This is a genomic window from Bacillus sp. FSL R9-9410, from assembly GCF_038050385.1.
GTDB classification, from domain to species: Bacteria; Bacillota; Bacilli; order Bacillales; family Bacillaceae_G; genus Bacillus_A; species Bacillus_A cereus_U.
On the sequence record NZ_JBBOTV010000001.1, the window covers coordinates 282,603 to 305,811 of the forward strand.

The window sequence follows — 23,209 nt, forward strand, 5'->3', positions numbered from 1 at the left end:
AAGTCTATAACTTGGAGGAAAAGAATGAACAATCGTATTTTAGTAGTTGATGATGAGGAATTTATCTTAACTTTAATTGAATTTAATTTACAACAAGCTGGGTTTGAAGTTATAACAGCAATGGATGGAGAAATGGCGCTTCAAAAAGCGACAACAGAACGCCCAGATTTAATTATATTAGATTTAATGCTTCCAAAAATGGATGGTATGGAAGTTTGTAAAGAATTACGATTGCAGCGTGTTATGACGCCGATTTTAATGTTAACAGCAAAAGATGATGAATTTGATAAGGTGCTAGGTCTTGAGCTTGGGGCTGACGATTATATGACGAAACCATTTAGTCCAAGGGAAGTTGTTGCTCGTGTGAAAGCGATTTTGCGCCGCACGAAATTACAGCAAGAAGAAAAAGTTTCGGAAACGCCAGATGAAGAGAGCATCATAATTGCAGAGCTTAAAATTTTACCGGAGTTTTATGAAGCGTACTTCCAAGGAAGGAAACTGGAGCTAACACCGAAAGAATTTGAGTTACTTGTTTATCTTGCGAAAAATAAAAGTCGTGTATTAACTCGTGACCAATTATTGAGTGCTGTATGGAATTATGATTTTGCCGGTGATACAAGAATTGTTGATGTCCATATTAGCCATTTACGCGATAAAATTGAACAAAATACGAAAAAACCGACGTACATTAAAACGATACGTGGTTTAGGTTATAAATTAGAGGAGCCAAAAGTGGATGAATAAGTTTCGTTCCAGGCTTCTTTTTACATTTGTTTCTCTTATCGTTTTTATTTTAGTTGGACTAGGTGTATTATTAGAAACTGTATTTGAAAACTACTATATAGATCATGCTAAAGAGAGAATGATAAAAGAGACACAGTATGTTGCTGTATTAGCAGAGGAGCAAGGGTTTGATTCTGTTTTAAAAAAGCCGTATGTATTTGAAAAGTTAGAAGAACAAATACCAGCTTCTATTATATTTGTGGATGAAAAAAAGAAAGTTCAATATAGCGGAGGGAAACAATCTGCATTTAGTCAAGAGATGATTAAAGAACTTTCTTCTGAAGCAGGAAAACAAAAAAATAAAGTCATTACGAAAGAAACAGATCAAAAGAATGAATTTTATCATACTGTGTTCGTCCAGGATGTAGAAGGGAAACAAGGATACATTTTGGTGAAAAGTACAATTGATACTTTGAGGGACGTTCACCAAAAAACGTGGGGATTATTAATTATCGGATTTGTCATTGCTTGTCTCGTAGTTGTATTCCTAGGTGTCAAAATTACAGGACAATATATTAGGCCGATTGAATCAGTTACGAAAGTTGCGATTGAATTAGCGAAGGGTAATTATAAAGCGCGTGCATATGAAAGTCATTCGGATGAAACAGGAATGTTGAGTAAAGCAATTAATATTTTAGCTCGTAATTTACAAGAGATGACACTCGAACAAGAAATGCAACAAGATCGTTTGCACACATTAATTGAAAATATGGGAAGCGGAATGATTTTAATTGATAGCCGTGGTTATGTAAACCTTGTAAACCGTTCTTATAAGGAGACTTTCCACGTAACAGATGAAGAATATTTAGACCGTTTATATTATGAATCGTTTCACCATACGGAAATTATTGAGCTTGTGGAAGAAATTTTTATGACAGAAGTGAAAGTGCGTAAACAAATGTTATTGCCGCTAGGTATTGAGCGCAAGCATTTCGAAGTATATGGAGCGCCAATTATTGGGACAAACCATGAGTGGAAAGGGATTGTTCTCGTATTCCATGACATTACAGAGTTAAAGAAATTAGAACAAATGAGAAAAGACTTTTTAGCGAATGTTTCTCATGAATTGAAGACACCGATTACTTCTATTAAAGGTTTTTCAGAAACACTCTTGGACGGAGCGATGGATAATAAAAAATTCTGCGAACATTTCTTGCATATCATTTTAAAAGAAAGTGAGCGTATGCAAGGATTAATTGAAGATTTATTAGATTTGTCAAAAATTGAGCAGCAAGGGTTTAGATTAAATATGGGTACGGTTGATATGAAGGAGCTTCTTGAAGACATTCACATGGTGCTTGATAATAAAGCGGGTGAAAAAGAAATCTCTTTACAAGTGAATGTATTGAAACGAGTTTCCGTTATTGGAGATCCGAGCCGCTTAAAACAAATCTTTATTAATTTAATTAATAATGCAATCGTATATACGCCGGCTGGAGGCGTTGTTTCAGTTGAATTATTAGAGGATAAATATAATGCGTATATAAAGGTGTCGGATACTGGAATTGGTATTAGTAAAGAAGAAATCCCTCGTATATTTGAACGTTTTTATCGAGTGGATAAAGCGAGAAGTAGAAATACGGGTGGAACGGGTCTTGGTTTATCAATTGTAAAGCATTTAGTTGAAGCACATCAAGGTACGATTACAGTGGATAGTGAGGTTGGAGAAGGAACAACATTTACAGTTGTTTTACCAAAATCAGCTACTGAAAAATAGGATGAAGGATATTTACAATATATTAACAATGGCTTAATTAAATATTAATAAAGCTCTGTTAATATAATATATGAAAACCCCTTCATCCAAGGAGTAATTTTGGACGAGAGTAGTTATGCTATTCTCGTCACTTCCCTTTTATGCCAATGTAAGTCTGTTTATATATGATAGAAAAAAACCGTTATTTTTCTTCTCTCTATTAGTCATGTTAATATAGAGAGAGGATAGGAACGGTTTTTTTCTGTGGAAAAATCGTTTCAAATTTGTATGGGGAGGTTTGTAGTTTGGAAAAAAAAGTCGTATTAGTAGATGGTAATAATATCGCGTATCGTGCTTTCTTTGCACTACCGCTTTTAAATAACGACAAAGGTATACATACGAACGCAATTTATGGTTTTACGATGATGTTAATGAGAATATTAGAGGAAGAAAAACCGACGCATATGCTTGTGGCGTTTGATGCGGGGAAAACAACGTTCCGTCATAAAACGTATAGTGATTATAAGGGAGGACGTCAAAAGACTCCACCTGAACTATCAGAGCAATTCCCATTTATTCGCGAAGTACTTGATGCATTTAATGTTCCGCGCTATGAATTAGAAAACTATGAAGCGGATGACATTATGGGAACGTTAGCGAAAGAAGCGAGTGAGCAAGGGTTTCATGTGAAAGTTATTTCAGGAGATAAAGATTTACTGCAACTTGTTTCAGATAATACACTCGTATGTATTCCTCGCAAAGGGATTACAGAAGTAGATGAATATACGAAAGAAGCTTTATTTGAGAAATATAGCTTATCACCAAAGCAAATTATCGATATGAAAGGTTTAATGGGAGACCAATCAGATAACATTCCAGGTGTACCAGGTGTTGGTGAGAAGACAGCCATTAAATTATTAACGCAATTTGAAACGGTAGAAGCAGTATATGAAAACTTAGATCAAGTGAGTGGAAAGAAATTAAAAGAAAAGTTAGAAGCGAATAAAGAACAAGCTCTTATGAGTAAAGAACTGGCGACTATTATTACAGACGCACCGATTACTGTGCATGTAGATGATATGGCATATAAAGGGTATGAACCAAGCGATTTGATTCCAATGTTCGAGAATTTAGGATTTACATCCCTTTTAAATAAGTTAGGTGTTACACCAGAAGAAACAGCTCCAGCTGAATTAGATGATATTACATTTGATATTGTAGAAGAAGTTACAGAAGAAATACTTCAGCAAGATAGTGCGCTTATTGTTGAAGTGCAAGAAGATAACTATCATAAAGCTGATATTCAAGGTTTTGGTATTCAAAATGAAAATGGTTGTTACTTCATTCCGGCCGATGTTGCTCTTAAATCGGATGCTTTTAAAGAGTGGCTTGCAAATGGAGAAATGAGAAAACATACATTTGATGCGAAGCGTGCTATCGTTGCTCTCAAGTGGAAAGGTGTAGATATTCAAGGGATTGACTTTGATTTATTAATTGCCGCTTATTTACTTGATCCAGCTGATACCGATAAGGATTTCCGTACTGTTGCGAAAATGAAAGAAACACATGCGGTAAAATCTGACGAAGAAGTTTACGGGAAAGGTGCGAAGCGTGCTGTTCCTGAGCAAGAGGTAGTAGCTGAGCATGTCGCTCGTAAAGTGCATGTATTATTCGATGTGAAGCAAACATTCGTAGAAGAGTTAGAAAAGAATGAGCAATATGAACTATTTACAGAGTTAGAATTACCGCTTGCTCGTGTATTAGCTGACATGGAAGTGAAAGGTGTTACAGTTGATACGGAGCGTCTTCGTAATATGGGAGAAGAGCTTGCGGGTAGATTAAAGGAAATGGAACAAGAGATTTATGAGCTTGCAGGAACGGAATTTAATATTAATTCACCGAAGCAGCTTGGGGTTATTCTGTTTGAAAACTTAAATTTACCTGTTATTAAAAAGACGAAAACAGGTTATTCTACGTCTGCTGATGTACTAGACAAGCTTATGGATCATCATGCAATCATTCCGAAGATTTTACACTACCGTCAATTAGGGAAACTAAACTCTACATATATTGAAGGGTTACTAAAAGTTGTACATGACGATTCATCTAAAATTCATACTCGCTTTAACCAAGTGTTAACGCAAACAGGACGACTAAGTTCAACGGAACCAAACTTGCAAAATATCCCGATTCGCTTAGAAGAGGGAAGGAAGATTCGTCAGGCGTTTATTCCTTCAGAAGAAGGATGGATTATGTACGCAGCCGATTATTCACAAATTGAACTTCGTGTGCTTGCTCACATTGCAAAAGATGAAGGTTTAGTTGAAGCGTTCCAACATGACATGGATATTCATACGAAAACAGCTATGGATGTATTCGGTGTTGGAAAAGATGAAGTGACATCTAATATGAGACGACAAGCAAAAGCTGTAAACTTCGGCATTGTATACGGTATTAGTGATTACGGCCTTTCACAAAACTTAGGAATCACGAGAAAAGCGGCAGGGGAATTTATCGAAAGGTATTTAGAAAGCTTCCCTGGAGTACAAGAATATATGGCTGACATTGTAAAAGATGCGAAGCAAAAAGGATATGTTTCAACGTTATTAAATCGCCGTCGTTACATTCCAGAAATTACGAGCCGTAACTTTAATTTACGTAGCTTTGCAGAGCGTACAGCAATGAATACACCAATTCAAGGTAGTGCGGCGGATATTATTAAAAAGGCTATGATTATTATGGCGGATCGCTTAGAAGAAGAAGGCCTACAAGCTCGCCTACTTCTACAAGTACACGATGAATTGATATTTGAAGCACCAAAAGAAGAATTGGAAAAATTAGAGAAGCTTGTACCTGAAGTAATGGAGCATGCAATTGAACTAGCAGTTCCGCTCAAAGTTGATTATTCTTACGGTCCAACTTGGTACGACGCGAAATAAGGAAGTGATAAAATGCCGGAATTACCAGAGGTTGAAAATGTTAGACGGACACTTGAAAATCTTGTAACGGGAAAAGTGATTGAAGATGTAATTATCACTTATCCAAAAATAGTGAAACGACCGGACGATGCAGAAATCTTTAAAGATATGTTAAGAGGCGAGATGATCGAGAATATAAAGCGAAGAGGTAAGTTTTTGCTTTTGTATGTAACAAACTATGTAATTGTTTCACATTTGCGTATGGAAGGTAAGTTTTTACTTCATCAAGAGGATGAGCCAATTGATAAACATACACACGTACGTTTCTTATTTACAGATGGAACTGAATTGCATTATAAAGATGTGAGAAAGTTTGGTACGATGCATCTCTTTAAGAAAGGTGAAGAGTTTGCTCAAATGCCTCTTGCTGATTTAGGACCAGAGCCATTTGATGCTGAATTGACACCGCAGTACTTACAAGAAAGATTGCAAAAGACAAATCGCAAAATAAAAGTTGTATTATTAGATCAGCGTCTTTTAGTGGGGCTTGGAAATATATATGTAGATGAAGTATTATTCCGTTCGCAAATTCATCCAGAACGAGAAGCTGCATCTTTAACAGAAGAAGAAGTAGAAAGAATTTATGAGGCGATTGTTACAACGCTGGGCGAAGCGGTTAAGCGTGGCGGAAGTACAATTAGAACGTATATTAATTCGCAAGGACAAATTGGTTCGTTCCAGGAACTTCTAAATGTATATGGAAAAAAAGGAGAACCGTGTGTGACTTGCGGTACGCTATTAGAAAAAACAGTTGTTGGCGGAAGGGGAACACATTACTGCCCAATTTGTCAGCCTAGAATATAGAAAAGGGATAACATCGGATAGGCATTTGTCATATACATAGAGCAGAGCTATGTATAAGGGAGGAGCTTACCGATGTATCTTTATTTATCTCTTATTTTATTAGCTTTTACATTAAGCTTAGATAGCTGTAGTGTGGGGCTAACATACGGATTAAGAAGTGTAAGAATTCCACTAAAATCAATTATAATTATCGGAATCTGTTCAGCGGCTGTCATGCTCGTTTCCATGGGAATTGGACATATGATTGCGAAAATATTTTCACCTGTTATCGCAACGCGTATCGGTGGGTTTGTTCTTATTGGAATCGGGATTTGGGTATTATACCAATTTTTTCGAAGTGATAAAAAAGAAGAACCGAAGCAAGAAGAGAAGGTTTGGAAGTTAGAAATTGCTTCTCTAGGGTTAGTGATTCAAATTTTGCGGAAGCCGACTGTTGCCGATTTTGATAAATCAGGAACTATCTCTGCAGGAGAAGCGTTACTTCTCGGCATCGCTCTTTCTGTAGATTCGTTTGGTGCTGGAATTGGTGCATCTTTATTAGGTTATGCACCGGCGATGATGGCGGTATTAGTCGCGGTTATGAGTTCTTTATTTTTATTTATTGGAATGAAGCTTGGTACGATTTTATCGAATATGAAATGGTTACAAAAATTCACATTCCTGCCTGGGGTATTACTCATTATTATTGGGATTTGGAAAATGTAAGTAGGGGCGTGGAACATTAGTTTCGCGCCTTTGATATTATGAGGAGGATTATTATGACAGTAATAATTGGATTAACAGGAGGCATTGCAAGCGGAAAAAGTACGGTATCAGAAATGTTTCGTGAAATGAGTATACCGGTTATTGATGCAGATATTATTGCGCGAGAAGTTGTAGAACGAGGAAAACCAGCATATAACAAAATTGTAGAGGTGTTTGGAACGGAAGTGTTACAAGAAAATGGGGAGCTGGATCGCCCGAAGCTTGGAAGTGTCGTTTTCTATAATGAAGAAAAACGATTGCAGTTAAACAAAATTGTTCACCCTGCAGTGCGTGAAGAAATGAATGCACAAAAGGAGATGTACATAAAAGAAGGTATGCAAGCGGTTGTGTTAGATATCCCTCTTTTGTTTGAAAGTAAATTAACAAATCTTGTTGATCGTGTTGTAGTTGTAGCAGTCACACCGAATACGCAATTGGAACGTTTAATGAAACGAAATAACTTTTCAGAAGAAGAAGCAACAGCGCGTATTCAATCTCAAATGCCACTAGAAGAAAAAGTAAAGAAGGCAGATGAAGTAATTTATAATGATGGCACAATTATTGAAGCGAAAACACAATTAGCGGCTATTTTGAAAGAATGGAACATTATTGATTAAAAAATTGCGAAATTAATGAAAATGCTTAGTGACATATCTCCTTTTTGTGTTATACTATTATTGGGATTGGAGATAAATAGTATAACGCATTCAAGGGGGACAACATATTATGACTCGTGTGGCAATTAATGGATTTGGACGTATTGGGAGAATGGTATTTCGTCAAGCAATAAAAGAAAGCGCATTCGAAATTGTAGCAATCAATGCAAGCTATCCATCAGAAACGTTAGCACATTTAATTAAATATGATACAGTTCATGGAAAGTTTGACGGAACAGTGGAAGCATTTGAAGATCACCTACTAGTTGATGGGAAAATGATTCGCCTTTTAAACAACCGCGATCCAAAGGAATTGCCTTGGAAAGATCTGGGTGTTGAAGTTGTAATTGAAGCAACTGGTAAATTCAACTCGAAAGAAAAAGCAATTCTTCATGTTGAAGCTGGAGCGAAAAAAGTTATTTTAACAGCTCCTGGTAAAAATGAAGATGTAACAATTGTAGTTGGTGTGAACGAAGACCAATTAGATATTACAAAACATACCGTTATTTCAAATGCATCTTGTACAACAAATTGTTTAGCGCCTGTTGTAAAGGTGTTAGATGAGCAGTTCGGAATTGAAAACGGTTTAATGACAACTGTTCACGCTTATACAAATGACCAAAATAATATTGATAACCCACATAAAGATTTAAGAAGAGCGCGTGCTTGCGGACAGTCTATCATTCCGACAACGACGGGCGCTGCGAAAGCGCTTGCAAAAGTTCTTCCACACTTAAACGGAAAACTCCATGGTATGGCACTTCGTGTACCAACACCAAACGTGTCTCTTGTTGATTTAGTAGTAGACGTAAAACGTGATGTAACAGTTGAAGATATTAATGAAGCATTCAAAACTGTTGCAAACGGTGCGTTAAAAGGAATTGTAGAATTCAGCGAAGAGCCTTTAGTGTCTATCGACTTTAATACAAATACACACTCAGCTATTATTGATGGTTTATCTACAATGGTAATGGGTGAGCGTAAAGTGAAAGTACTTGCTTGGTATGATAACGAGTGGGGCTACTCTCGTCGTGTTGTAGATCTTGTAACGTTAGTTGTTGATGAATTAGCAAAACAAGAAAATGTACAACATATTTAAGTGAAATAGAGGGAGGGCAAGTGAATATTTGCTCTCTTTTTTTATTTTTTTCTGAAAAGAAAAAAATTATATGGGTATATTTTCAAATAGTGGACAGACCAAAAAACGTTGTGATTACTGTATTTGTGAATCGTTTATTTTTTTTAGGGAAAAGTAAAGAGGAAATTATGACAGAAAATCGAAAAAACTGTTGTTGCAAAATGAAAATAAACAAAGTATACTAACACTCGTAAACTTAAGAGCTGAGGTACGTAGTCACTACTTAAAGGGTTAGGACCTCTCTGGACTAACTTTCCCCCGTGGTAGTGGAGCAAGCCAAATTGCAAATTAGTTTTCAATTCGAACAGTTAGAATAAATTTACAAGGGGGAACTGTAGAATGGATACTATGGATACGATGGGTCGTCACGTAATCGCTGAACTTTGGGATTGCGATTTCGACAAGCTTAATGACATGCCGTATATTGAACAATTATTTGTGGATGCAGCACTAAGAGCTGGTGCTGAAGTACGTGAGGTTGCTTTTCATAAATTTGCACCACAAGGTGTAAGTGGAGTAGTAATTATTTCGGAATCACATTTAACAATTCATAGCTTTCCGGAGCACGGTTACGCAAGTATTGATGTTTATACTTGTGGGGATCGTATTGATCCAAATGTTGCTGCAGAATATATTGCAGAAGGTTTAAACGCGAAAACGCGTGAGAGCATCGAGCTTCCTCGAGGCACTGGTAGCTTCGAAATTAAGCAGAGAGAAACAAAAGCTCTTTAAAAAAGAACATAATTGATTTAAAATGTAAAGAGGTGTATAATGCACCTCTTTTTTAGTTTATATAAAATAGGATCACGATATGTAATAACTTAGAGTGGTCATTATAGAAGAATGAGTTATATAATATTGTATATATATTGTCACATGTAGGTGAGTAGCGAAAGAATAAAGATTATAGTGTAAAGGAGTGAATGAATTGCGTTGTCCATCCTGTTTTCATAATGGCACAAGAGTGTTAGATTCGCGTCCGGTAGACGAGGGGCGCTCTATTCGAAGAAGAAGAGAGTGTGAAAGTTGTTTAAGTCGCTTTACGACATTTGAAAGAGTAGAAGAATCACCTCTTATCGTTGTTAAAAAAGAAGGAACACGAGAAGAGTTTAATAAAGAGAAAATTTTACGCGGTTTAATTAAAGCGTGTGAAAAAAGACCTGTATCTTTAAGGCAGTTAGAGGAAGTAACACAAAGTGTGGAGCGTGAACTTCGTAACTTAGGTATATCAGAAGTGAAAAGTGATATGATTGGTGAAATTGTTATGGAAGAACTTCGTGATATTGATGATGTTGCTTACGTACGTTTTGCTTCTGTGTATCGTCAATTTAAAGATTTAAATGTATTTATTGAAGAATTAAAAGATATACTGCAAAAAGAGAGAGAGTAGAAGGAATCCCTTTATATATTGTAAGTAAACGAGATAAGAGAGCTAGAAGCGGAAGCTAATAGCTCTTTTTCGCTAATAAATTATATAATAAAGATAGAACGAGTGAAATGTAGGTTAGATTGGATGAGAGAAAGGAAAAGCAAGAATGGAAAAACAGTCATGGATGGAGCTATTGCCGATTGATCGTTATAAAGTAAGTGCGAAAGGGTTGTTACATAATTACGACCGGAAAGTATTAACGATGTTGTATCAGCCGTTAATAGGTAGTAGAGCTTTTAGCTTATACATGACACTATGGGGAGAGTTAGAGCAAGATCGTGTGTTTGGAAAAGAGAATACACATCACTCCCTTATGGTGACTATGCAAATGCAACTTCCTGAAATATATGGGGAACGAGTAAAGTTAGAAGCGATTGGTCTTTTAAATGTATATATTAAGAAAGAAAAAGATATTCGAATGTTTATATATGAATTGCAACCACCTTTATCTCCGAAGCAGTTTTTTGATGATATTGTTTTAAGTATCTTTTTATATAATCGCTTGAGTCGGACAAAATACAACCAAGTAAAGCAATATTTCTTAGAAGAAGAATTCGATTTTGCTTCTTATGAAAATGTTACGCGCTCCTTCAACGATATATTTGATTCGTTTAACCCAGGTCAGTTTGAATATGCGCAAGAAGAATTGCGTATTCCGAAAACGACAATTATGCCAAGTAACGAGAATGGGGATGCTCCGAAAGTTTGGAATGATTTCTTTGATTTCTCTTTATTTGTAGACGGACTATCAGCGCTTGTTCCTAAAAAGGCGATTACAGATCAAGTGAGAGAATGTGTCATTACACTCGCGTATGTGTACGGTGTAGATGTGTTATCGATGCAAAATATCGTTCTTGGCGCAGTGACAGAGATACAAACAATTGATATCGAAAGGCTTCGGAAGGGAGCACGCGATTGGTATCAATTCGAAAATGGTCAAGCGTTACCTGTATTAAGTGAAAGAGTGCAACCTCATGCTGCTCGTACAATGAAAGAGAAAGAGCCATCTACGCAAGAAGAGATGCTAATGAAGCAGTTAGAGGAAATCTCGCCAAAACAACTATTGAAAGAGATTTCAGGCGGTGCAGAGGCGACGAAAGCGGACTTGCAAATCGTTGAGGATGTAATGATAAACCAAAAGTTAACGCCAGGGGTTGTGAATGTACTTATATATTACGTTATGCTACGCTCAGATATGAAGCTTGCTAAAACGTATGTCGAGAAGATTGCTGGACATTGGGCGCGAAAAAAGGTTGGTACAGTAGGCGAGGCGATGGCGCTAGCGAAAGAAGAGAATCGTCAATATCAAGAGTGGGCTGAGACGAAGAAAAAAGGTCGTACAGCGAAGAAAACAGTGAGAAAAGAAATGGTACCAGATTGGCTTAAAGAAGAGTCGAAAGAAGAAGAGAAAGAACCTGTAAAAAATGACGTAAGTGCGAAAAAAGATGCAAGTACGTTAGAAGATGAACGGAAACGATTAGAAGAAGTATTGAAAAAATATAAGCGTGATTAATAAAAGAAAATGAACGCTCTTTGAGGTGAGAAAATGGAGCATATTCAAAATTCATTTACGAAATTAATGGAAAATAAAAACTTTAAAAATAGATATGAAGTCTTAAAGGCAGAAGTGATGGCGCACCCTCGTGTGAAAGAATTTATAGACGAACATAAAGGTGAAGTAACGACTTCTATGATTGAACGAAGTCTTGTGAAGTTATATGAATATATTGGACAAAGTGTAGGGTGTGCGGATTGTCCAGATTTAGGGTCATGTAAAAATATGCTACAAGGATATGAGCCGAAGCTCGTCATCCAAGGTAAGATGATTGATATTCAATACGATCGTTGTATTAGAAAAGTAGCATATGATGAGAGAAAAAAATATGAAAAACTTGTTCAAAGTGTATATATGCCAGTTGACATTTTGCAGGCAACTATGGAAAATTTAGACCCTTCAGATTTAGATGCACGTATTGATGCAATAGGTGCAACGAATGAATTTTTAAACACATACGAACCAGGTAAAAAAGCACAAGGTTTATATTTGTACGGTAAATTTGGTGTAGGGAAAACGTATCTTTTAGGGGCAATTGCAAATGAGCTTGCGCGAAAGAAAATTAGTTCGATGCTCGTATACTTCCCTGAATTTTTACGTGAAATCAAAAGTTCGATTCAAGATAATTCGATTAGCGGAAAGATTGATGCTGTCAAACGTGTACAAGTATTAATGTTAGATGATATCGGGGCAGAAGCGATGTCAAGTTTTGTACGTGATGATGTACTCGGTGCAATCTTACAGTTCCGTATGTTGGAAAACTTACCGACGTTCTTTACATCTAACTTTGATTTCAAACAGTTGGAACATCATTTAACGTATACACAGCGCGGTGAAGCAGAAGAGATGAAAGCGGCCCGTATTATGGAACGAATTAAATATTTAGCGAAGCCAATCCCAATTGGCGGGAAGAACCGTCGTAATAAGTAAAGAGCGAGCTGAGAAGCTTGCTCTTTTTTATTTTAATCATTTTTTCAGAGTAGCTTGTATCATTTTTTTCTCCCTCCCTTAATATATATAAAATTAGCAAGCCATATCGAGTGGATGTTCTAACAATGGGAGATAGGTTTCTACTAAGAGTGAACTTCCATAGATCGGACTCTTATAGGATTTGTAACGTATAGATGCAATCCTTTAGAGCGGGGATAAAGGGGGGGGACAAAAGTGATTGAAATTTGCTTCGAAGAAAAAAATGATGCTGTGCACGTATACAGACAACTAACGAAAAGAACGGAATCCTTATATAAGGAAACAAGTGTATATTTAAACGAACAAAAGGTTGTTATCCATATACCATTATGTGAATCGAATTATATTGAAAAGATTTTATTGCCAGTATTACTATATTTCATTATGAATGTGAAACAAAATGAATGGATTCACACCATTTTAAAGGAAAAGTTTTTTTATGAAGAACAAGAAGAGTGTCATCAAATATTGCATATGGCACATGAGATTTTAAAGGAAAGAAGAAAAGGAGTAGCTCGTGATTTAACACGTCAAAAATTTGAATCTTATATTGCGTCGTCTTTGAATGATTGGCTTTGTGATCCGCTCTCATTCTCGTTTTCATCATACGTTCGTTTTCGTCTTCGTACATATAGGGAAATGATAGCTAGGCTTGCTGAAGTTGCAATTGATGAGTATAAGATGGAGCAGGAATATCAAATGTTCATTGAGACACTTCGCCAACAAGTAAGTAGCCGGAAATCACGTTTGTCCTGTGTGCATCTTATTTTTGATGAAAGTTTTATTTTCTATGATGATAAAGGTAGACGTTTAAAACAGGATAAATTGGTTCAATATATAGATGAAGAATTATTAAAGAAACAGGATGTATATATTGATACGAAAGTAATTGCACCACTTCTTTCTATTTCGCCGAAAAAGATTTATTTATATACGAAAGAACAAGATCATAATATGATTATTACTTTGCGAAATGTATTTCAGGAACGAGTGCAACTACATGGATTACATGAATTTGAGCGCAACGTGAAAAATTTAAAAAATAAAGGTAACGCCCTTGATTTTCTAAGTTTTTGAGCATATAATTACCTACATAAATGAAATATATCGAAATGTTATGATGAGGACATGGGTAGTTTTCTACGATTTTCAGAGAGGGAAGCCTTAGGGTGCGAGCTTCCTATTACGGGATTATTACTTACCACCTCTAAACTTTAGCAGTGAACGTTTTTCTAGTAATTGCTAACGGACAACACCGTTATGTTGAACTTGAGCAATTAACAATAAGGTTAATTGGAACAAGGGTGGAACCACGAATTCAACACTCGTCCCTTTTTATGGGATGAGTGTTTTTTATTTTGAAAAAAAAGAGGAGTGACCAGTGATGGCAGATGTAGTTAAAATTACTTTCCCTGATGGAGCTGTGAAGGAGTTTCCAAAAGGAGTAACAACTGAAGAAATCGCAGCTTCTATTAGCCCAGGCTTAAAGAAAAAAGCTGTGGCTGGAAAATTAAACGATGAGATGATCGACCTTGTTACACCAATCGAAGAAGATGGTGCAGTTTCTATTATTACATTAGACTCTGAAGATGGCTTATATATTTTACGCCATTCAACAGCTCACCTTTTAGCACAAGCGTTAAAACGTATATATAAAGATGTTAAGCTTGAGCTTGGCATTGGTCCAGTAATCGAAAATGGCTTCTACTACGATATTGATATGGAAGAAGCAATTACAGTTGAAGACTTCAAAAAAATCGAAAAAGAAATGCAAAAAATCGTGAACGAAAACTTAGAAATCGTTCGTCATGAAGTACCACGTGCAGAAGCACTTCGTCGCTTTGAAGAAATCGGCGATGAGTTAAAATTAGATTTAATTAACGATCTTCCAGAAGATGCAGTTATTTCAATCTATGAGCAAGGCGAATTCTTCGACCTTTGTCGTGGTGTTCACCTTCCATCTACAGGGAAAATTAAAGTGTTTAAATTATTAAGTGTTGCTGGTGCTTACTGGCGCGGCGATAGCAATAATAAAATGTTACAACGTATTTACGGTACTGGATTCGTTAAGAAAGCAGAATTAGATGAGCACTTACGTATGCTTGAAGAAGCGAAAGAGCGCGATCACCGTAAATTAGGTAAAGAGTTAAAACTATTTACTAATAGCCAAAAAGTAGGACAAGGTTTACCACTTTGGTTACCAAAAGGTGCAACAATTCGCCGTATTATCGAGCGTTATATCGTTGATAAAGAAGCAAGCTTAGGCTATGATCACGTATACACTCCAGTATTAGGAAGTAGAGAGCTTTATGAAACTTCTGGTCACTGGAACCATTACCGTGATGGCATGTTCCCATCAATGGAAATGGATAATGAAGAGTTAGTTCTTCGTCCAATGAACTGCCCTCACCATATGATGGTTTATAAAAATGATATTCACAGCTACCGTGAATTACCAATCCGTATTGCGGAACTTGGAACAATGCACCGCTATGAAATGTCTGGAGCATTATCTGGATTACAACGTGTACGCGGAATGACTTTAAATGATGCGCACATTTTCGTTCGTCCAGATCAAATTAAAGAAGAATTAAAACGTGTTGTAAACTTAACGTTAGAAGTGTACAAAGATTTCGGTTTAGAAAACTATTCATTCCGTCTATCTTATCGTGACCCAGCAGATACTAAAAAGTATTATGCTGATGATGAGATGTGGGAAAAAGCACAAGGTATGTTAAAAGAAGCTATGGATGAAATGGGTCTTGATTACTATGAAGCTGAAGGTGAAGCGGCATTCTATGGTCCAAAACTTGATGTTCAAGTTCGTACTGCTCTTGGAAAAGACGAAACACTTTCAACTGTACAATTAGACTTCTTACTTCCAGAACGCTTTGAATTAACTTACGTTGGTGAAGACGGTAAACAACATCGTCCAGTTGTAATTCACCGTGGTGTTGTATCAACTATGGAACGTTTCGTAGCCTTCTTAATTGAAGAATACAAAGGCGCATTCCCAACTTGGTTAGCTCCAGTTCAGGCGCAAGTAATTCCAGTTTCTCCGCAAGTACATTTAGACTATGCGAAGAAAGTACAAGATGAATTACGACGTGCTGGTATCCGTGTTGAAGTAGACACTCGTGAAGAGAAAATTGGTTACAAAATCCGTGAAGCACAAATGCAAAAGATTCCGTACATGCTTGTAGTAGGTGACAATGAAGTTACTGAAAATGGCGTTAACGTACGTAAATATGGTGAACAAAAATCAGAAACAATCGCATTAGATGCGTTTGTTGACATGATTAAAGTAGAAGGAAAACGATAAGAAAGAGCCGCGGTATACCGCGGCTCTTTTATATATTATAAAAAAGAAAATCTAGAAAAAATAACCAAACAATACTTATCATAAAAAAGTATTGCAAGTATGCTGGTTGTTTGTTACAATATTTCTTGTTGTTAGTAAAACACATCGCGTCTTCTTGACAGACGTCATGTCCTATGATAAACTCATCAAGGATAATAGAATATGGTTTTGACAAGTAGAAGCACCCGCTTCTCACCTGATGGACGCATTCGCAGTTAGCAGGTAAATGTATTTCTTACTAGAGATATTACAAGTGTGGGTGCCGTGTGCCCGCACTTTTTTTGTTCGGGTTCTACAATTGCAAAACGTATTCTAAGAAAACCTTGGAGGTGGCTTACTATTAGCAAGGATATGATGATTAACGAGCAAATTCGTGCACGTGAAGTACGCTTAGTTGGCGCAAACGGCGATCAACTTGGAATCAAGTCTCGTAATGACGCTTTAGACTTAGCTGCAGGTCTTAATCTTGATTTAGTATTGGTTGCTCCAAATGCGAAACCGCCAGTATGCCGCATTATGGACTACGGTAAATTCCGCTTTGAGCAACAGAAGAAAGAAAAAGAACAGCGCAAAAATCAAAAAGTAATTAGCATGAAAGAAGTTCGTTTAAGTCCAACAATTGATGAACATGACTTTAACACAAAACTTCGTAATGCTGTCAAGTTTTTAGAGAAAGGCGACAAGGTTAAAGCGTCAATTCGCTTTAAAGGACGTGCCATTACTCATAAAGAAATCGGTCAACGTGTTTTAGATCGCTTCTCAGAAGCTTGTGCTGAAGTTAGTACAATTGAATCTAAGCCTAAAATGGAAGGACGTAGTATGTTCTTAGTTTTAGCACCGAAAAACGATAAGTAATAGATAGAGGAGGAAATACCTATGCCTAAACAAAAAACTCATCGCGGCGCTGCAAAGCGTTTCAAAAAGACTGGATCTGGTAAACTGAAGCGTTCTCACGCATACACAAGCCATTTATTCGCTAACAAATCTACAAAAGCTAAACGTAAACTACGTAAAGCTGGTGTAGTTAGCGCTGGTGACTTCAAACGCATTCGTCAAATGCTTGACAACTTAAAATAAGTTCGGCTGATATATAGAACAAACTAGGAGGTAATATTATGCCAAGAGTAAAAGGTGGTACAGTTACTCGTCAACGTCGTAAAAAAGTTATAAAATTAGCAAAAGGTTACTACGGTTCTAAGAGTACATTATTTAAGGTTGCTAACCAACAGGTTATGAAATCTCTAATGTATGCATTCCGTGACCGTCGTCAAAAGAAACGTGACTTCCGTAAATTATGGATTACACGTATCAACGCAGCAGCTCGTATGAATGGTCTTTCTTACAGCCGCTTAATGCACGGTTTAAAAAATGCTGGCATCGAAGTTAACCGCAAGATGCTTGCTGACTTAGCTGTTCATGACGAAAAAGCTTTCGCTGAATTAGCAACAGTTGCAAAAAACAACATTAACTAATTGTTTAAAACCTTAGAAGATCTTTCTTCTAAGGTTTTTTTATTTGTATTCATCATAACCATTCAATAACTTGTAAAATTTCCTGCTTAGTGTCGTCACGATTAAATGAGTTATTTCTCTCTAGTATATTAAGATGTGCTTGTAAGAACTTTTGTAACGATAACAGGGAAGCGTTTACATGGAAGTAGGAAAGATTAACGGATGTGTCGTTATCGATATGACAAAATCAATATAAAAGCTATAGCGATATAAAAGAATATGCATATAAAGTCAGGAGAATCCTCCTGACTTTTTTTATTTGAACTCATTCGTGAGGAAGTGCATCTTTCCTAGCAGAAACGACACTGCTATAATGGAAGGATGATATGGAACTTTCATCAAGTGAACAATCTGTGAGTGATGATTGAAACGTATTTGCAAATTAAGGACAAGCTATCTTTATAAAGATGTAGGTAGCTGACTTGTTAATAAGAAACGAAAAATAATAATGAACTTTGAGATGAAACAACATTGTTGCGGAAAATGCGATGTTGGAGGAGGACAATAGAATGGACTTACTACAACTATTTAAATTACAAAAAGAGTTAGATGACCGTATTGTGAAAGAGCATGACTTACAACCGAAGAAATTGTTAAAAGAAAAAATGTTAGCTCTTCTTGTAGAAATTGGAGAACTTGCAAATGAAACACGTTGTTTTAAATATTGGAGCAATAAACCAGCGTCAGAACGTGAAGTAATATTAGAAGAATACGTAGATGGTTTGCATTTTATTTTATCAATCGGAATCGATTTAGGAATTGATAAAAACTTCTTATTCTATAAATGTGCGCAAACGAATAAAACACAAGTGGAAATTTTCTTAGACACATATGCGAAAGTGATTCGTTTTACAGATCAACCTTCTATCACGAACTATATTGAACTATTTACAAGCTATCTTCGCCTTGGACAAGCGCTTGAATTTGAACAAGAAGAAATTGAAAAAGCATATTTAGATAAAAATGAAGTAAATCATCAGCGTCAAACACAAGGATACTAATTTAATTTTTGAATATTTCAATTTCCTTTTGTATAATAAAGTGACTGAAGAAAAAGGAGGGTGTTGGCAATGATAAAATTAGACGAGACATTGACAATGCTAAAAGAATTAACAGACGCACGCGGTATTGCGGGTAACGAGCGTGAACCACGTGAAGTAATGAAGAAATATATTGAGCCGTTTGCAGATGAACTTTCTACTGATAATTTAGGAAGTTTAGTTGCGAAAAAAGTTGGGGAAGAAAACGGCCCAAAGATTATGGTTGCAGGTCATTTAGATGAAGTTGGCTTTATGATTACGCAAATTGATGACAAAGGCTTCCTTCGTTTCCAAACGGTTGGTGGCTGGTGGTCGCAAGTTATGCTTGCACAGCGCGTAACGATTGTAACGCGTAAAGGAGATGTAACAGGTGTAATTGGTTCAAAACCACCGCACATTTTACCTCCAGAAGCTCGTAAAAAACCAGTTGACATTAAAGATATGTTCATCGATATTGGTGCTTCTAGCCAAGAAGAAGTGATGGAGTGGGGCGTAAGACCAGGAGATCAAGTTGTACCGTACTTCGAATTTCAAGTGATGAAGAATGAAAAGATGTTACTTGCAAAAGCATGGGATAACCGAATTGGTTGTGCAATTGCAATTGACGTATTAAAACAATTAAAAGATGAAAAGCATCCAAACGTTGTATACGGCGTTGGGACTGTACAAGAAGAAGTTGGTCTTCGTGGTGCGAAAACGTCTGCAAACTATATTAAGCCAGATATCGCATTCGCTGTAGATGTTGGTATTGCTGGGGATACACCAGGTGTAACAGCAAAAGAAGCACAAAGTAAAATGGGTGATGGCCCACAGATCATTCTATATGATGCTTCTGTTATTGGTCATACAGGTTTACGTGATTTCGTTGTTGATGTTGCTGATGAATTACAAATTCCATATCAGTATGATTCTGTAGCGGGCGGGGGAACGGATGCAGGAGCAATTCATATTTCTGTAAATGGTATTCCGTCTATGGCAATTACGATTGCGACACGCTACATTCATTCTCATGCAGCGATGTTACATCGTGATGATTATGAAAACGCAGTGAAGTTAATTGTAGAAGTTATTAAACGTCTTGATAAAGAGGCTGTACATAACATTACATTTAATTAATAGAAAAAAGCGAAGGGTAATTTCCTTCGCTTTTTTCATTTTTAAAATGGCCTTTCTAATCCTGCTGCAGTATGAGCGCCTAAAATAATTAAGCGAGTTAATTGCATTGCCATGAAATGCGGGGTATAAATCATGCCTCTTTTTAACCATGACATAATCATTCCGATATGAGCCCCTGTAACATAACTAATAAGAATGTCACGAGGAACCATGAGTTCTTCATCATCAGGCTGTGAAATAGATAAGCTTAATGTTAAATGTGTTTGGACTGTTTTCATCATTTTATAAGAGTAATTTCCAGCGGCTTTATCACCAAGCATAACGTTATAGAAGTTCACATTTTCTGCTATATGTTCAAATAAAGCTAAAAAGGTTGGATGTGGTGAGTCAAATGTGAGCTGAAAATCTTCTTTATTTCGTTTTTGTGGTTTAATTACTTCAGCTAGTTTTTCTAACATTTCTTCTATGCTTTTTTCTAATAAATCATATTTATCATGGTAATGGCTATAAAATGTAGCACGATTTACAGGAGCACGTTCCGCGATATGTTGCACAGTTACATTTTCAAAGCCCTTTTCGCCTACTAAAGCGACAAAAGCATCCTGTATGAGTTGTCTCGTTCGTTTTACACGTGGATCATTTGTATTTTTAATAGACATTTTTACTTCACCTCGTTTAATTTTTTTAACTTAAACAACACACGCGTAGTGTAATGTTGTTTAACCAACATATATGTTTAAATTGTTGGTTGTAGATTTGGGATAATTATTTATAATTATAAACGATAGTCCTTTAGAAATCAGCACCGCTAGGATGCAGACAAAACATAGTTTGCGTCGTAAAAGGTGTGCTTTTTTTGTTTAAAGGTTAATATAATTAACAATTAAACAATATAAACACTAAGGATGTAAATAGTTTAGAAAAAAATTATATGCGATATAAGGAGAGGAATGCAATGAATCAGTTTCGAAGAATGGTAATTATCAACATTATCACATTAATTGTATTAGTTGGCGGCGGTATTGGCGGTTATTACTATTACAATCAAGCGGAAAACTATTTAAAAACAGAAAATGCAAAGATTGACGGGAAAGTAATCCCAATTGTATCACCAGTAGCAGGTAAGTTAACGGACTGGAAAGCTGAAGTCGGAAAAAACTACAATGAGAACGATAAATTAGGTGCGGTTACTGTAGCAGGAGCAAATGGTGAGCAAACAGTAGATGTAACGATTCCGCAAAATGCAACAGTTGTACAATCAAATGCAACAACTAATGCATTCGTTGGAGCAGGTAGCCCGATTGCTTATGCATTTGATATGAGCAATTTATGGGTAACAGCAAATATTGAAGAAACAAATATTGATGATGTTCAAAAAGGCCAAACAGTAGATGTGTATGTAGATGCATATCCAGATACAACATTGACAGGAAAAGTAGAACAAGTTGGATTAACAACAGCGAATACATTCTCGATGTTACCATCAAGTAACGCAACAGCGAACTATACGAAAGTAAAGCAAGTTGTACCAGTTAAAATTTCTTTAGATCATAGTAAATCAGTAAATATTGTTCCTGGAATGAATGTGTCAGTTCGTATTCATAAGTAAGGGGGAGATGAGATGTCCTCAATTGCAATTGTAGGATATGCACTATTTTGTATAATCGTCTTCTTCCTTATAAATCGTCTTTTACGAAAGAAAAAAACGAATGTGGGAGAAGAACAAGTCCCAGCCGTAAGTAAGATAGAAGTAAGTCAAGCAGAAACAGTAGAGAAAGAACTTGAACAAAAACAAGAAACAGAAGCTTCTAACGTAGTGGAATTAGAAACAGGGAAGCAAGAGCAAGTAAAACAGGAAAAAGAAATGCTGAAGAGACAATTGCCGGTAGAGAATGTGAATGTAAAGGCAGTTGTAGCTGTATTAATTCTCGGTATGTTCGTTTCTATTTTAAACCAAACGATCATTAATGTTGCACTGCCTCCATTAATGAATGAATTTAACGTATCAACTTCAACAGCACAATGGTTAATTACAGGCTTCATGCTTGTAAACGGAATTTTAGTACCGATTAGTGCATTTTTAGTTTCACGGTTTACGTATCGTAAATTATTCATAGCAGCAATGTTATTCTTCACTGTAGGATCTATCATTTGTGCTATATCAGGAAACTTCACAATGATGATGACAGGCCGCGTTATTCAAGCGGTTGGTGCAGGTATTTTAATGCCAGTTGGTATGAATATCTTCATGACATTATTCCCTCCTCATAAGCGCGGAGCAGCTATGGGATTACTAGGGGTAGCGATGATTTTAGCACCAGCTATCGGACCAACTGTAACAGGTTGGGTAATTGAAAACTATAGCTGGAACTTAATGTTCTATGGGATGTTTGTTATCGGTTTAATTATTACGTTCTTATCTTTAAAATTCTTTACACTAGCCCAGCCAGTGTCTAAAACTAAGTTAGATGTATTCGGTGTTATTAGTTCAAGTATTGGACTAGGTAGCTTACTTTACGGATTTAGTGAAGCTGGAAATAATGGTTGGACTAGTGCAGAAGTTGTTATAACACTTATCATTGGTGTCATTGGTTTAGCGGTATTTATTTGGAGAGAGTTAACAACAGACAATAAAATGCTTGATTTACAAGTATTTAAATATCCGACGTTCACTTTCACATTAGTAATTAACGCGATTGTAACGATGGCCTTATTCGGAGGTATGTTATTACTTCCAGTATACTTGCAAAACATTCGCGGTTTTACACCGATGGAATCAGGTTTATTATTACTTCCAGGATCATTAATTATGGGAATTATGGGACCAGTTGCAGGTAAACTATTTGATAAGTATGGTATTCGTCCGTTAGCAATTGTCGGATTAGCCATTACAACATTTGCGACATACAAATTTACAACGTTATCGATGGATACACCGTATAGCGTTATTATGACGGATTATATTATACGCTCAATTGGTATGTCATTCATTATGATGCCAATTATGACAGCTGGTATGAATGCACTGCCGATGAAATTAATTTCTCACGGTACAGCAACGCAAAATACGTCAAGACAAGTAGCTGGTTCAATTGGAACAGCGATATTAATCACGCTTATGACGCAACAAACTACTGCTCACGTAGCGGATTACGGCAATATGTTAACAACGTCAAACCCAATTTTAGTTGATAAAGTACACGGCATGGGCCAAAGCCTAGCTGCAGTTGCTGGATCAGCTCAAGCAGGAGATGCGATGAGCACGCAACTATTATTCGGACAAATTTCAAAGCTATCTGCAATTAATGGTATTAATGATGCCTTCTTAATTGCAACAATATTAGCAGGGATTGCTTGGGTGTTATCGTTCTTCTTACCATCCGGCAATAAAACAAATAGAAAAGCAGGGAATTAATTTCCCTGCTTTTT

21 protein-coding genes and 2 other annotated features are annotated in these 23,209 nt (G+C 36.4%); of the genes, 20 read left to right on the top strand and 1 reads right to left on the bottom strand.

The annotated features are described in order from the left end of the window. The first annotated feature begins 24 nt into the window (after positions 1-24). From phoP to MKX77_RS01675, 18 genes are all read left to right on the top strand, one after another. Positions 25-744, top strand: a complete 720-nt coding sequence (gene phoP, locus MKX77_RS01590) for a two-component system response regulator PhoP (protein ID WP_341305644.1) — start codon at positions 25-27, stop codon at positions 742-744. Continuing rightward, the gene (gene phoR, locus MKX77_RS01595) at positions 737-2,500 is read left to right on the top strand and encodes a sensory box histidine kinase PhoR (RefSeq protein ID WP_341305645.1); all 1,764 of its coding nucleotides are present in this window, start codon (positions 737-739) and stop codon (positions 2,498-2,500) included. The genes phoP and phoR overlap by 8 nt, the downstream gene beginning before the upstream one ends. A gap of 284 nt (positions 2,501-2,784) precedes the next feature. Further along, the gene (gene polA, locus MKX77_RS01600; protein ID WP_341305646.1) at positions 2,785-5,418 is read left to right on the top strand and encodes a DNA polymerase I; all 2,634 of its coding nucleotides are present in this window, start codon (positions 2,785-2,787) and stop codon (positions 5,416-5,418) included. Between the two features lie 12 nt (positions 5,419-5,430). Beyond that, positions 5,431-6,261 (top strand): DNA-formamidopyrimidine glycosylase, encoded by an 831-nt coding sequence (gene mutM, locus MKX77_RS01605; RefSeq protein WP_341305647.1) that lies wholly within the window; start codon positions 5,431-5,433, stop codon positions 6,259-6,261. Between the two features lie 72 nt (positions 6,262-6,333). Beyond that, the gene (ytaF, locus tag MKX77_RS01610) at positions 6,334-6,966 is read left to right on the top strand and encodes a sporulation membrane protein YtaF (protein WP_215554368.1); all 633 of its coding nucleotides are present in this window, start codon (positions 6,334-6,336) and stop codon (positions 6,964-6,966) included. Between the two features lie 53 nt (positions 6,967-7,019). Beyond that, positions 7,020-7,622 carry a dephospho-CoA kinase gene (gene coaE / locus MKX77_RS01615; protein ID WP_341305648.1) on the top strand — a complete coding sequence of 201 codons (603 nt, stop codon included), beginning with the start codon at positions 7,020-7,022 and terminating at the stop codon, positions 7,620-7,622. A gap of 109 nt (positions 7,623-7,731) precedes the next feature. Next, positions 7,732-8,760, top strand: a complete 1,029-nt coding sequence (locus MKX77_RS01620) for a glyceraldehyde-3-phosphate dehydrogenase (RefSeq protein WP_215554366.1) — start codon at positions 7,732-7,734, stop codon at positions 8,758-8,760. A 387-nt stretch (positions 8,761-9,147) separates the two neighbouring features. Then, on the top strand, positions 9,148-9,531 hold the full coding sequence (gene speD, locus MKX77_RS01625; protein ID WP_002003660.1) for an adenosylmethionine decarboxylase: 384 nt from the start codon (positions 9,148-9,150) through the stop codon (positions 9,529-9,531). Positions 9,532-9,727: 196 nt separating this feature from the next. Continuing rightward, the gene (gene nrdR / locus MKX77_RS01630) at positions 9,728-10,189 is read left to right on the top strand and encodes a transcriptional regulator NrdR (protein WP_001203686.1); all 462 of its coding nucleotides are present in this window, start codon (positions 9,728-9,730) and stop codon (positions 10,187-10,189) included. A 145-nt stretch (positions 10,190-10,334) separates the two neighbouring features. Next, positions 10,335-11,741 carry a replication initiation and membrane attachment family protein gene (locus MKX77_RS01635; RefSeq protein WP_002160267.1) on the top strand — a complete coding sequence of 469 codons (1,407 nt, stop codon included), beginning with the start codon at positions 10,335-10,337 and terminating at the stop codon, positions 11,739-11,741. Between the two features lie 33 nt (positions 11,742-11,774). Beyond that, entirely contained in the window at positions 11,775-12,713 is a 939-nt protein-coding gene (dnaI, locus tag MKX77_RS01640) for a primosomal protein DnaI (RefSeq protein ID WP_002015473.1), read from the top strand. Between the two features lie 234 nt (positions 12,714-12,947). Continuing rightward, a complete protein-coding gene (ytxC, locus tag MKX77_RS01645) occupies positions 12,948-13,829 on the top strand; it encodes a putative sporulation protein YtxC (RefSeq protein WP_002112187.1) in 882 nt (293 codons plus the stop codon). 31 nt (positions 13,830-13,860) lie between these two features. Next, positions 13,861-14,088: a binding site (T-box leader), on the top strand. A gap of 48 nt (positions 14,089-14,136) precedes the next feature. After that, positions 14,137-16,074: a threonine--tRNA ligase gene (gene thrS / locus MKX77_RS01650; RefSeq protein ID WP_215554364.1), complete on the top strand. Its 1,938-nt coding sequence runs from the start codon at positions 14,137-14,139 to the stop codon at positions 16,072-16,074. A 206-nt stretch (positions 16,075-16,280) separates the two neighbouring features. Then, positions 16,281-16,401 (top strand) — a sequence feature (ribosomal protein L20 leader region). A gap of 63 nt (positions 16,402-16,464) precedes the next feature. Then, the gene (gene infC, locus MKX77_RS01655; RefSeq protein WP_002015470.1) at positions 16,465-16,968 is read left to right on the top strand and encodes a translation initiation factor IF-3; all 504 of its coding nucleotides are present in this window, start codon (positions 16,465-16,467) and stop codon (positions 16,966-16,968) included. Positions 16,969-16,989: 21 nt separating this feature from the next. Beyond that, positions 16,990-17,190 (top strand): 50S ribosomal protein L35, encoded by a 201-nt coding sequence (gene rpmI / locus MKX77_RS01660; RefSeq protein WP_001125945.1) that lies wholly within the window; start codon positions 16,990-16,992, stop codon positions 17,188-17,190. 38 nt (positions 17,191-17,228) lie between these two features. Continuing rightward, the gene (rplT, locus tag MKX77_RS01665) at positions 17,229-17,585 is read left to right on the top strand and encodes a 50S ribosomal protein L20 (protein WP_001138364.1); all 357 of its coding nucleotides are present in this window, start codon (positions 17,229-17,231) and stop codon (positions 17,583-17,585) included. A gap of 548 nt (positions 17,586-18,133) precedes the next feature. After that, on the top strand, positions 18,134-18,625 hold the full coding sequence (locus MKX77_RS01670) for a dUTP diphosphatase (RefSeq protein WP_000365057.1): 492 nt from the start codon (positions 18,134-18,136) through the stop codon (positions 18,623-18,625). Positions 18,626-18,694: 69 nt separating this feature from the next. Further along, entirely contained in the window at positions 18,695-19,780 is a 1,086-nt protein-coding gene (locus MKX77_RS01675) for a M42 family metallopeptidase (RefSeq protein ID WP_002160270.1), read from the top strand. A gap of 41 nt (positions 19,781-19,821) precedes the next feature. On the opposite strand, the gene MKX77_RS01680 is transcribed toward MKX77_RS01675, so the two are convergent. After that, positions 19,822-20,439, bottom strand: a complete 618-nt coding sequence (locus MKX77_RS01680) for a TetR/AcrR family transcriptional regulator (RefSeq protein WP_002067422.1) — start codon at positions 20,437-20,439, stop codon at positions 19,822-19,824. A gap of 296 nt (positions 20,440-20,735) precedes the next feature. Here MKX77_RS01680 and MKX77_RS01685 point away from each other — a divergent pair, with 296 nt between their 5' ends. Further along, complete coding sequence (locus MKX77_RS01685) at positions 20,736-21,389, top strand: HlyD family secretion protein (RefSeq protein ID WP_215554363.1); 654 nt, start codon at positions 20,736-20,738, stop codon at positions 21,387-21,389. 12 nt (positions 21,390-21,401) lie between these two features. Next, positions 21,402-23,195: a DHA2 family efflux MFS transporter permease subunit gene (locus MKX77_RS01690; RefSeq protein ID WP_341305649.1), complete on the top strand. Its 1,794-nt coding sequence runs from the start codon at positions 21,402-21,404 to the stop codon at positions 23,193-23,195. Positions 23,196-23,209 lie beyond the last annotated feature (14 nt).